The following is a 14010-nucleotide window of genomic DNA, read 5'->3' on the forward strand; positions in this document are numbered from 1 at the left end:
ATCAATTATGGTTTGTGTTACAATTAAAGCAAATGAAATCAATTATTTTAAAGTCTCTTAAATAAAAAATAATAGCTAAATATACAGTTATAAGGGCTATTTATTCTTTTTGTTAAAGAAGCTGATTGATGAATTTGATGCTGATGTAATATCAAGCTATAAGTGGTATACAGCTAAAATTAGTTTTTGAAATGAAAAAACATATTATGTGGAATTTAATCTCCATATATAAAATCAAAAACTTAGCTGCTCATAGTTGTTTTTAAATAAGCAACGTGAGTTTATTACAATAGTAAAAAGGCAAAAAGCATCCGAAAATGAATACTTACTGTTTAAAAAGAGATTACTCTCTAAATATCCCTCAGATGTTATATGGGAGAATGTCTGAGAATTGGCTTTTAAAAGAATTAGGAGACATTCATTGGGAAATGATATCAAAGGGGTTAGGAGCGCCTTCAGATGCAATCTTTGATAGTAATGGCGAACGTCTTTATGCCAGTTTTGTAAGAATACAATGGAGCTGCCAAAACGATATAGGATTAAAATGTTTTGTTGAGAACGATGAAACGATAATCGAGTCATGCTTAGAGCAGTTTAAAACCAAAATGTTTTTAAGCAATGGAACTGTAAAAAATATAACAAGAGGTAGTGCTTTACAAACCTCAATGATTTCTATTTTTTCTGCTAGAAAGAATGATGATAATCAAAATTTAGTCAAAGGGACACCTGTTCAAAAAGACGATTCTAAAGTACCTTTATTAAAAATAATACCTAAATACGTTAAAGCTTTCTTTAATGTAAAGAACCACATATCCTCTTTGGCGACAGCTGAAGAAGAAACTTCAAACAAGCATTATTTCTACGATTCAGAGTTTACTATTCTGGCTGAACCATTGTTTACCAGAACTTATGAAGTAGAACCTTATGACGATATTAACGGCGTAGGGCTTTTATATTTTGCCTCTTACCCTAATATTAGTGATAAATGTGAGCGTCATTTTTTTGAAGAGCATATTCTTATAGATGGAGAAAAAATAAATTGGGCAATTCATGCTATTTGTATAGCGAGAGATATTCATTATTATGGAAATGCCAATCCGAATGAAAAATTAATATATCAACTCGATCAAGCCATATTAGTAGATGATTTAACCATACAATTAACATCGTCATTATATAGAGAAGAGGATGGTCAAATTATTGCCAAGATTTTTACGGTAAAAAAGCTAAATCAAAAAGTAATTATAACCAGTGAAGTTGCAGAAGGAGTAAAGAAAGAAAAAGAGCTTTTACAGCATGATAAAAAGAATTCGTCTGTTAAAAATGAAGTAATAGAAACTCCTAAAAAAGTTCTTGAAGAAATCGTTGATGGCAATATAAATATCTCATCAGAAGAACTTTCGGGTACTATCATAGGCTTTTTTAATTCGGTTTATGAAGGTAGTGAAGTCGATTTAAATACAGACTTACGCAAATTAGGAGTAGAATCGATTATTTATACAGAACTGTCTGAATATCTTAATCTTGAATGTGGATTAAAAACAAATCCAAGTCGATTTTTCGGATTGTATTCTGTTAAAGAAATTATTGCTTACTGCTTAGGAAAATCTGTAATAGAAGATTCAAAAAGAGAAGAAAAAAATGATAATTATAGTTCGGATATAGCTATAATAAGTACTTGTTGCAGATTGCCTAACGCCGATACTGCCGAGTCATTTTGGAAAAATCTTAAAGATGGTATTTCATCAATAACAACCACACCAGATGATAGATGGATTTGGCCTGAAGGAATCGAGAATAAATATGAAGGAATAAATTATGGCGGATATATAAACGACATAGACAGTTTTGATTCTTTATTTTTTGAAATTTCTCCTAGAGAAGCTCAATTAATGGATCCTCAACAGCGAATGCTTTTGCAATTAACTTGGGAGTTGTTTGAAAATGCAAAACAAAAACCAAGTCAATATAAGAAGAGTAATACTGGAGTGTTTATTGGGGTTAGTGGTAGTGACTATGAACGAGTAGTGGCAGAAAATGACTTAACCCAAGAAGGAACTGTTACCGGTAATGCGATTGCTCTTCTGGCTAATCGTATTTCTTATTTTTATGATTTTGAAGGACCGAGCATGAGTATTGATACTGCTTGTTCCTCATCTTTAGTAGCCATAGCCGAGGCTGTAAAAGCATTGAAACAAAAACAATGTGATCAAGCAGTTGTAGGAGGAATCCATTTGATGTGCCATCCGGCAAAAAGTATAGCTTACAGCAATGCAAGTATGCTTAGTAAAGATGGAAAATGTCACACTTTTGATATTGATGCAAATGGCTATGTAAGGGGAGAAGGCGCTGTTGTAATGCTTTTAAAAACTTTAGATAAAGCGCTGGAAGATGGGGATGAAATCTTAGGAATTATAAAAGGCACAGAAGTTAATCATGGAGGTTATTCGGGAGGAGTTACGGTACCTAATCCGTTTCAACAACAAAAACTGATTACTAATGCTTACAAGCAAGCTAATATTCCGATAGAAACGGTTAGCTATATCGAAGCACATGGTACTGGAACTAAACTTGGAGATCCTATTGAAGTTAAGGCGCTTAGAGATGCTTTTGAACAAATACAGCATAATGAATCAGTAACTAAATGGTGCAGTTTAGGGTCTGTTAAAACTAACATCGGACATCTGGAAGCTGCTTCAGGAATTGCTGGATTGTTAAAAGTGCTGTTGTCAATGCAAAAACAATATTTGCCCGCAACATTAAATTTCGGAACATTAAATCCACATATAGAATTAGAAAACAGTCCTTTTAGAATTCAAACGGAGGGACAAGTATGGAAATCATCTACTAACGTGCCTCTTAGAGCAGGTGTTAGTAGTTTTGGGATAGGAGGAACTAATGCGCATGTAGTAGTCGAAGCATACGATAAGAATCCTGAATTAGATTCGGACGAATACATTCAGCTGCCTATGTATGTGTTTGTATTATCAGCTTTAAACCAAGAAAGCTTAGAAAGATATGCTCATGAAATGTATAACTGGATACAAAAGCAAGAAACAATCCAATTAGCATCTTTTGCATATTCATTGCAAACAACCAAAGAAGAATTTGCAGAGCGATTAGCATTTACATATAAAGATTATAATGACTTAGTAAATAAGTTAAAAAGTTTCCTTTCGAAAGAAAAGAAAGACTCGGCATTGTATTATATAGAAAATACAAAACAATACAAAGAGGTTCATAAAGAGGAGTCTACATCGAAGCAGTATATAATCGAACAAAATTTTGAAGCACTAGCTATGTTCTGGAGTAAAGGAGGAATTGTAAAATGGGAACAATTATATAACAAGTTTCAAATTTCAAAAATAGCCTTGCCAACATATCCATTTGCAAAGAAAAGGTTTTGGATAGGGAAAAAAATTGAAAGAAAAGAAAGCCAAAACATTTCAATTATACATCAAGCAGCGCTTACACAAGAAACTATTATAGCTCCTCAAGAGAGTGTAGTGATATCTATGGAATCAAAGAAGATTTTTACAGCAGATAAAATTAAGCTTATACCTGTAAATCAAATACCTACTATTGAGAAAGAAGTTCAGTTAGTATCTTCTTATCAGGGAGAAAATTTAGAATTAGTATTATCTCAAATATTAGCAGAATTATTATATCTGGAACAGGAAGAAATTAGTGAAGATCAGACGTTTGTAGAGTTAGGTTTAGATTCTATTTTGGGTGTTGAATTTACAAAAAAGATAAACAAAACTTTGGGACTTGCATTAAGTACTGCAAAGCTGTATAGTTATCCTTCAGTAAAAGAGTTGGCAAATGCACTTAAGATAGTAGCTCAGCCACCTGTTGAAAATAAAAAAGAAGGCTTTGCTAAAATTAAGCTTCAACCAATTGAAACTTTTGGTGATAAGCAAATTACTATTGAAAATGAAACGAAAGTAATATCGATTGAAACACTGAATGAGGATTACGAAAAAACATTAAATGAGCTTTTATGTGATTTATTATATCTGACTCCAGAAGAATTAGAACTCGAACAAACTTTTGTAGAGCTTGGGCTAGATTCTATTTTGGGAGTTGAATTCACTAAAAAAATCAGAAAACAATGGAATATTGATTTTGCTACCGCACAATTATATAGCCATCCTACTCTAAAAGAATTAGCAGGATACTTACAGAAAGTAGACAATCGTAATCAGGTTTTAATAGCTGACGAGAACGAAACAATTTTATCAAGTAAAGAAATCGATAAAAATTACGCAGTACAGGATAATCATAAAGCTCAACATACTAATATTCAGAAGGAGTTGCTAACATTGGTATCGGAGTTATTGTATCTGGAAGAATCCGAAGTAGATGACACACAAACTTTTGTATCATTAGGTTTAGATTCTATTTTGGGAGTAGAATTGGTGAAGAAAATCAATAAAAAATGGCAGCTTTCTATGCCTACATCACAAATTTATAGCTATCCTAATATAGTAGAATTAAGTGATTATATAATATCAAGTTTTGAATCAACAGGAACTAATGAAACAAGAAAGCCTTTTGTAGAAAGCGTTGCGCAGGAAATTATAAATGTATTTGAAGAAGGTGAGCTAAAAAATATTTTGGCAGAGCTTTTATATTTAGAAAAAGAAGAAGTTTCGAGTACAGATACTTTTGTATCATTAGGCTTAGATTCTATTTTGGGTGTAGAATTCGTTAAGAAAATAAACAAAGAATTTGGGACACAATGCCCAACATCTTTGCTTTACAGTTATCCAACTTTGTCTGAGTTGTATGCCAATTTGGTTTTGAACCATACAATTAAAAGCAACAGAAAAGAAGAAGTAAATAGTACGATTAATTCTTTTTTTAAGCCAATTACTATCATTGGTAATATCGAAAAGGATGATGAATCGAATATTGAATATCACTTAAGCACAGCAAATACACCATGTTTAAGAGATCACAAAGTATTTAATGAATACATCTTACCAACAGATGCTTATGTTGAATTAATATATAGTTTTTTTAGAGAGCAATTGGGCAAAAAAAGCTTAACGCTAAAACAATTCCGTATCTCGGAAGTTTTAATTGCCCAAAAGGGAGAAATCGTTCCTGTTGTACTGAATTTGAAAAAAGTTGGCGAAGGAACAATTCGCTTTATAATTATTAACAAAGAATCACAGAAGGTTTATGTTAGGGGAACTATTGTAGAAGAAATTACTTTAATAGATGATTTGGTTTATGCACCTAAAGAATCCAGCATTAAGCTAGACCTAGACGCATTAACAGATTGGACTAAAGATATTTTATCTGATAGTTATTTTCAAGTTAGGAGATTTCTGGAGATTTCTGAAGAATTTGCCAAAGGGATTGTTGCTGTTACAAGACCGCAGAATCAGGCTATTAGTTACGTATCTCAATGGTTAGATGGAGCACTATTATTTGCAATACAATATGCAGCAATACAACAACGTCAAGGAAAAATTGATGGAGTGATGTATTTGCCTTATCGTATAGAAGCTATCAATATACACGCACCAGCACAGTCTAATGTAGACTATAATTGCCACATGATTTGCCATGAAGCAGACGAGGATAAATTTCTTTTTTCGATAGAAATAACTTCGGATTATGGTAAGTTGATAACAATTAAAAACTTAGAAGTTAGAAAAATTGATCAAAAGCAATTATTAGTATCACAAGAAAGAAAGATAAGTACAGAAGTACAGAAAGAAGATATTATAAATGTTAAGAAACCTATAGAATCTGATGTGGCTATTATCGGAATGTCATGTCGTTTTCCTGGAGCAGAAAATACAGTAGAATTTTGGGAAAATTTAAAGCAAGGTGTCGACTCTATTACTGAAATAGATTTAGAACAATGGCAAGATATTGATTGGTATGATAAAGACCCAAAGCAGCAAAAAAAATCTTATAGTAAGTGGGCTGGATTTATAAAAGACAAAGATAAGTTTGATCCTTTGTTTTTTGGAATATCACCTCGCGAGGCAGAAGTAATGGATCCTCAGCATCGTATATTTTTACAAGAATGTTGGAGAACAATAGAAGACGCAGGTTATACATCAAAAGCAATTGATAAACAAAATGTAGGTGTTTTTGTCGGGGCAAGCTCAGGTGATTATCAACAATTATTGGCTCAAAATCAATCTGATAAAGATGGTTTTGCTTTTATGGGAAATTCTCAAGCGATATTGGCAGGAAGAATTGCTTTTTTATTGAATTTAAAAGGACCAGCTTTAACACTAGATACGGCATGTTCATCTTCGTTAGTCGCTATTGACAGAGCATATCAAAGTGTCGCATCTGGAGAAACAGATATGGCTCTTGCAGGAGGCGTAAAATTAATGTGTACTCCGTTATTGCACATTTGGACAAGTCAAGTAGGAATGGCATCTAAGGATGGAAAATGTAAAACGTTTGATAATAAAGGCGATGGTATTGTTTCTTCTGAAGGGGTGGGAGTACTGTTCTTAAAAAGACTAGATGCAGCTATAAAAGATGGAGACCAAATACATGCAGTAATTAAAGCTAGTGGTATTAATCAAGATGGCAAAACAAATGGTATTACAGCGCCTAATGGAGCAGCACAAGCTTTGCTCCAACAGCGCATTTATAACCAATATAATATAGATCCAGCAACCATAAAATATGTAGAAACTCATGGTACTGGAACTAAGCTAGGAGATCCTATAGAAATTGAAGCATTAAAAACGAGTTTTGGTACAAAATCAGCATTAGATAATAGTTGCGCATTAGGATCGGTAAAAACAAATATTGGTCATGCTGCTGAGGCTGCAGGAGTTTCGGGAGTTATTAAGACCATACTCATGCTTAAGAACAAGTATCTTGTACCTAGCTTGCATTTTGAGCAACTTAATGATGAGATATCTTTAGAGAAGTCTCCATTTTATATTAATACTACGCTCAAACCTTGGCAACTTAACAACGAAAATCTTAGGCGAGCAGTTGTAAGTAGTTTTGGATTTAGCGGAACCAATGCTCATTTGGTTTTAGAAGAATATCCAGAATCAAAAGCTGGTAAAATTACAGATGATGGCACGGAACAATTGATACTGCTTTCTGCTAAAACAGAATATAGTCTTAAAACTCAGGTACAGCAGGTGGTAGATTACCTTAAAGAAACTAAAGAATCTTTAAGAGCAATTGCTTATACGCTACAATTAGGGAGAGATGCTATGCAGGAACGCTTAGCTGTTATAGGAAACTCTAAAGAAGAAATCATAAAGCATCTTTCTAAATTTCTTGATGCATCTAATCATGAAGTATTAAGAGGAACAGTTGAAAAACGAAAAAAAATTACAGCATCTATAAGTCAGGAAGAAATAGATACTGCTATACTAAAAAAGAATTACCGAACTCTGGCAGAAACATGGATTTCGGGAATAAATATAAATTGGGCACTTGTATATGATAAAGAACAAATACGAAAAGTTCAATTACCAACTTATGCTTTCGAAAAAGACAGGTACTGGATAGAACCTGTAAAATCAAGTGTAATAACGGAATCGGTTTTAGAACCTGTTCATAATCAATTGCATCCATTAGTGCATCGTAATGTTTCAGCATCGGACGGACATTTGTATGTAAGTAAGTATTCAGGGCAAGAAACGATTTATAAGGATCATGTAATTGATGGTAACAAAGTTCTGGCAGGAGTTGCTTATATAGAGCAAGCTAGTATTGCTTTAGAGCAAGCTACTTTGCAACGAATATGGGGACTCAAAGATATTTTTTGGCAACAACCACTTTTAGTAAATACTCAAAAAGAGGTGTTTACCAGAATATATTCAGACTCAAAAAATAATAACTATGAGATTTATACTAAAGAAAATGGAAGTATTTTAATTCATGGTAAAGGAACTGCTATTTTGCAAGAGCCATTGCAACCAGAAAAAATAGATTTAAGAAGGTTGTTGAGTTTAAGTCAAAAAAAGACTTCAAGAGAAGAATTCTATGCTTTTCTTAAAACAAAAGGTTTTGATTTAGGAGCAAGTTTTAGTGGAGTACAAGAACAGTATTCAACTTCAGATTTTTCTATTTCTAAAATACAGTTGCCTTTACAAGAAGGGTATAAGATGCAACCAGGTGCTTTGGATAGTGCATTGCAAAACGCATTGGGTTGGATTATGATGGAGGGAGTATTAGATCAGGCACTTCCGTTTAGTATGAAAACATGCTACCGATTTGTTGAGCAATTGCCAGAAACATTTTGGTCGTATGCTCGCAAAAGCAAATCAAACCAAGTAACCGATAAAGTTCAGGAATATGATATAGATATTTTAGACGAGCAAGGTAATGTCTTAGTTCAATTTCAGCAATGTGTATTTCTTCCTATAAAAGATAAAAGAAAAAAAGAGTCTGGTAATGCACTAGATATTCAGGAAGTTACATGGCAAAAAGTAGCCTATCACAAAAATCAGGAATCAGTTTATAGCCATACAATTGTATATATGATTGGAGGTAATCCAATTTTGGAGGATGCAATTAGAAATTCTTATGAGGCAGAGATTCAATCTATAACTATTGAAAATGAGATTTCGACCTATATTCAAATTTTTGAAGATGTAAAACAAAGACTTCATACAAAAGTAAGAACGCAATTAATTGTTTTAGGATCAAACGAAGAATATGAACAGTTTGGTTTCCTTTCGGGAATGCTGAAAACGCTAACATTAGAACATCCTAATTTAGAAGGGAAAGTAATTGCTATTGAAGATTTTTCAATTCATAATATCGATGAGATACTTGAAATATTACATAAAGAACAATTTAATAAAGCAGTTGAGGTAAAATATACATCTCTAGAAAGACTAGAAAAAAGCAATGCAGAACTTATTATTCATAAACAGCAAGATAGTTTAATTAAAACTTCTGGAGTATATGTATTAGTAGGAGGAACAGGTGAAATAGGACGTACTGTTTCTGAATATATTCTTGAAACTTTTGATACTAAAGTGATATTGTTAGGCAGAAGTGAACAGCCCAACAAAAAATTACCTCAAGGTGCATATTATTATCAATGTGATAGCACAGATGCATCTTCTGTAGCCAGAACTTTTAAAGAAATTAGAGAGCAGTTTGTTACAATTAATGGTATAATTTATCTCGCTGGGATTACGGCTGATGGTTATGCGAAAAATAAAACGATAACGGATGCTACAAAAGTTTTAAAAGTAAAGATAGAAGGTATCAAGAATATTGATAAAGAAACGAAGCATGATTCTTTAGATTTCATGGTTTTATTCTCTTCTGTAGCGGCAATTTATGGCAATATAGGACAGATAGATTATGCTGCAGCAAATGCTTTTCTTGATGATTATGCAAGATATAGAGAAAATCAACGTAGCAAAGGAAATCGCTACGGGATTACTAAAAGCATCAATTGGCCTTTGTGGAAAAATGGTGGAATGCAGATTAATGCAGATACAGAAGCATTTTTGCAAAAAAAGTGGGGAATGCAAGCTATGCCTAATGAAGAAGGTATAAAAGCATTGAAACAAATTTTGGACTCAGATTGTGTTCAGGCTTCCGTTATATATAAAGTTTCATCAGAAAAAGTTCCAACGAAGGCAGAAAACAGTATCAATTCGAATAGAATTTCGACCAAAACGTTGCTAGTAAAATTAACAGAATTAGCAGCAACATTGGTTAAAATGAATCCGGAAAAAATAATTTCTCATATAGAACTGGGAGATTACGGTTTTGATTCTATTTTATATACACAGTTTTGTAATGAAATCAATGGATTTTTTGGATTAGATGTAACTCCAACATTGTTTTTTAATTACCCAACTTTAGATGAATTAACAGCACATTTAGAATCGACTTATACCCTTTCGGTAAAAGAAGATCTGTCACTTAATCATGAAAGTGAGAACATAGCGATTTCTACAGTTCAAGATGAGGCGACAAAAGTAAGTTTTGATATCAATTCGAATAAAGCTGAACGTAGAAAAGAAGTAGCCATAGTAGGTATGAGCGGACGTTTTCCAGGTGCGGAAAATGTAGATCAGCTATGGGAACACTTAAAAAATAAAGAAGACTTAATTACAGAAGTTCCTGAGAGTAGATGGGATTGGAAGAAGTATTACGGAGATCCACAACAAGAAGAAAATACGACTTTATGTAAATGGGGCGGTTTTCTGGACGGAATAGATGAGTTTGATCCTTTGTTTTTTAATATTTCGCCTGTCGAGGCAGAATTGATGGATCCTCAGCAACGATTAGTATTGCAGGAAGTATATCATGCTTTAGAAGATGCTGCAATTTCAATTAATACAATTAAAGGAACAGATACTGGAGTTTTTATCGGAGTATCAAGTTCAGATTATTCGACTTTATTAAAAGAACAAACGAACCAAATAGGGATGGCGCAATTTGCGACAGGATCTGCCCATTCCGTTTTAGTAAACAGAATATCCTATATTTTCGATTTGCATGGCCCAAGTGAGCCTATCGATACAGCATGTTCTAGTTCTCTGATAGCAATACATAGAGCTGCAGAACATATAAGAAATGGTCATGGTACAATGGCAATTGCAGGAGGTGTAAATGCTATATTATCACCTGAGTTAACGCTTTCATTTAGCCAAGCAGGAATGCTAAGTAAAGATGGTCGTTGCAAAACATTTGATCAAGATGCAAATGGTTATGTAAGAGGAGAAGGCGTTGGAATTTTAATATTAAAAGATTTAGATCAAGCCATTGAAGATAAAAATCCTATTTACGGAATTTTAAAAGGAAGTGCAGAAAATCATGGAGGGAAAGCCAATACATTGACTTCTCCAAATCCAAAAGCCCAACAAAATCTACTAATCAAAGCATATAAAACCGCAGGGATAGATCCTAGATTAGTAAGTTATATCGAAGCTCACGGAACAGGAACGCCATTAGGTGACCCGATTGAAACAGAAGGTTTAAAGTTAGCTTTTGAAACTTTATATAAAGATTCTGAATCCTCTTATGGACAAGAGGTTCATTGTGCTATTGGTAGTATCAAAACAAATATTGGGCATCTAGAAGCTGCTGCCGGAGTAGCAGGAGCAATCAAGGTTTTGATGGCAATGAAAAATAATAAGATTCCTGGGAATCCATTGCTACATCAGCCAAATAAATATTTGAAGTTAGAGAATACCCCTTTTTATCTCCAAAAAGACACAACAGATTGGAACGTAACAAAAGGACAACATAAAATTGCAGGTGTAAGTAGTTTTGGTTTTGGCGGAGCAAATGCTCATATAATCATCGAAGAATATATAGAAGCTGAGGTAACAAATCATTTTCCAGAAGCCATACCTGTTTTTGTGCTATCAGCCAAAGATACTGATGGTTTAAAACGTCTTACAAAATCGATGAGTGCGTATTTATCAATTAGTGATACTGCTTTTCAGAATGTATTATATACGCTACAGTCTGGAAGAGAAGTACAGGAATATCGATTGGCATTTGTTGTAAATAATCGAAAAGAATGTATCAATCGATTAAATGAATTTGTTGAGACTAATCATGCATCAACCGATATGTACATTGGTAATAATGAAGATACTATTTTGAGTTCTGATAAAAGAGCGTTTCAGGATATTATAAACAATCTGATTACAGATAAAGAGGCAAATACAATTGCTAAATTATGGAGTCAGGGTGTAGAAATAGATTGGAAACTTTTATACGGAGATAAAACACCTCAAAAAAATCATTTGCCTACCTATCCTTTTAAGAAAGATAGCTATTGGTTTGTTTCTACAAAAAAGGTAAAAGAAACAATAGCAAAAACTTCTGAAAAGAATCATCCATTGGTACAAACGATTGTAAATGATACCACTTACGAAAGTGTTTTTTCTGGAATGGAACCCATTTTTGCATCACATAAAGTAAATGGAATAAATGTTTTACCAGGAGCGGCTCAAATAGAATGGATTCGAGAAGTAGGAACTCAATATAAGAAACAGGCTGTGACCAAGATTACAGATGTTGTTTTTAGAGCACCTATTCAAGAAAATGACAATGAACCAGTTGAGGTTGTTGTGGCATTAGAAGAAACTGAAAGCGGGTTGAGTTATAATTTCAGAAAGAAATCAGATTCAACATCTATTTACAGTAATGGTATTATTCAATACGATTCACTCCCAGCAATAAAATCAGTAGCTATAGATAATATAGCCTTGCGACTGCCTAAAAGTTTAAGTAAGGAAGATTATTATAAACTACTGAATGTTAAAGGAATTACTTACGGAAAACATTTTCAAGGTATTCAGGAAATTATGTATTCAGATAATGAAGTCCTAACGGAAATCTGCTTGACAGAAACGAAAGAGAAATATATGCTTTCGCCGTTTTTATTAGATAGTGCAGTACAAACAGTGATGGGACTTAGTTTTGGGTTTGATAAAAAGAATGCTACCAAACTTCCATTTCGCGTTAGAGAAGTGAGAATTTATAAAGAACTACCACAACAATTTTGGTCGTATGCCAAAAAAATAGAACCGAAAAATGGAGAAGCACTCCCAACATACGATGTAGATTTAATAGATGAAGATGGTGAAATCTTAGTTCAATTTGAAGGTTTTGTCGCTTTAGATATAAAGACACCACCCATTGTAGAACAAGAACCGTGTTCGATAGAAGATTTGATGTATGTATCTGAATGGAAAAGAGAAACACTATCTAAACAAGAAGAGACCCATAGCGGAAATGCTTTAATTATTTCTTACCAAAATGAAGAAAGCAAGATGGCAAATCAATTGGGAGCCTATTTAATTGATAAAGATGTAACCATTTTTAATTCAGTTGATTCGTTTGCAATACCAGAAGGAATTACAGATTTGTACATTGTGCATGATGCGCCAGATGAAAACACTTTTACAGCATCAGAAACATTTTGGGAGAGAAATGAATTAGAAGTTTTTAAACAACTCAAAAAACTATTATCGTCTGCTTATATACATAAAGAATTAAACATTACAGTTTTATCAGATCGTACACAAAAAGTATTGGCTAGTGATAAAGTACAGTGCCATGGTAGTGGGATTTTGGGATTAATGAGTTCATTGGCCAAAGAGCAAACCAACTGGAATGTTCGTATCATCGATGTAGATGCATCAAATAAAATAACATCAGAGGATATCACACAGTTATTAAGAATACCGTATGATTCTAATGGCGAAATAATAGCGTATCGTAATCAAAATACCTATATAAGAAATCTATACCCTTTAGAAACACAAACCATTACGACCAAATTTAAAAAAGGAGGCGTATATGTAATTCTAGGAGGTGCAGGTGGTATCGGGAAAGTTACCTCGGCATATTTGGTTAAAAAATACCAAGCTCAGATAATTTGGTTAGGACGCAGCCCAGAAAACGAAACAATCATAAGTGCACAAGAAGAAATAGCACAATGGGGGCCAAGACCAGATTATATTCAATGTAATGCAATTCTGGAAAATGAAGTAAAAGCTGCCTATCATAAAATTAAGCAAACCCATCAAAATATTAATGGAGTATTTCACTCAGCATTGGTACTTAGGGATAGTTTAATTCACCAAATGGACGAAAGTACTTTTGTTGAAGTTTTTGAATCTAAAGCAACGGCGAGTCACTATTTGATAGATGTATTTGCCAAAGAACCATTAGACTTTATATGTTTTTATTCCTCGATGCAATCTCAGGTAAATGCTTTGGGACAAGCAAATTATGCTGCAGCATGTATGTATAAAGACAGTTTTGCATATACGGTTCAACAAAAATATAATATCCCGGTACATATCATTAACTGGGGATATTGGGGATCTGTAGGCGTAGTAGCTTCAGATGGATATAGAAATAAGATGGAACAATTAGGCATTGGCAGCATAGAAGCAGAAGAAGGAATGGCAATTTTAGAAGAAGTAATTGCACAAGAATACCAACAAGTAATTGCTGCAAAATTTATATAAAAGCCTAAGATCACACTAATCGAAACAAATAATT

General features: G+C 33.4%; 1 protein-coding gene. It reads left to right on the forward strand.

The window, feature by feature from the left end; all coding sequences use genetic code 11:
- The first annotated feature begins 317 nt into the window (after nt 1-317).
- Nucleotides 318-13976 (forward strand): SDR family NAD(P)-dependent oxidoreductase, encoded by a 13659-nt coding sequence (locus tag IW20_RS26060; RefSeq protein ID WP_035626232.1) that lies wholly within the window; start codon nt 318-320, stop codon nt 13974-13976.
- The last annotated feature ends 34 nt before the right edge of the window (nt 13977-14010 follow it).

Source organism: Flavobacterium hydatis (assembly GCF_000737695.1).
Taxonomy (GTDB): domain Bacteria; phylum Bacteroidota; class Bacteroidia; order Flavobacteriales; family Flavobacteriaceae; genus Flavobacterium; species Flavobacterium hydatis.

What these genes read in the sequence shown, in the direction of transcription:
- IW20_RS26060 (WP_035626232.1), top strand. Translation starts at nt 318, where the DNA reads ATGAATACTTACTGTTTAAAAAGAGATTACTCTCTAAATATCCCTCAG.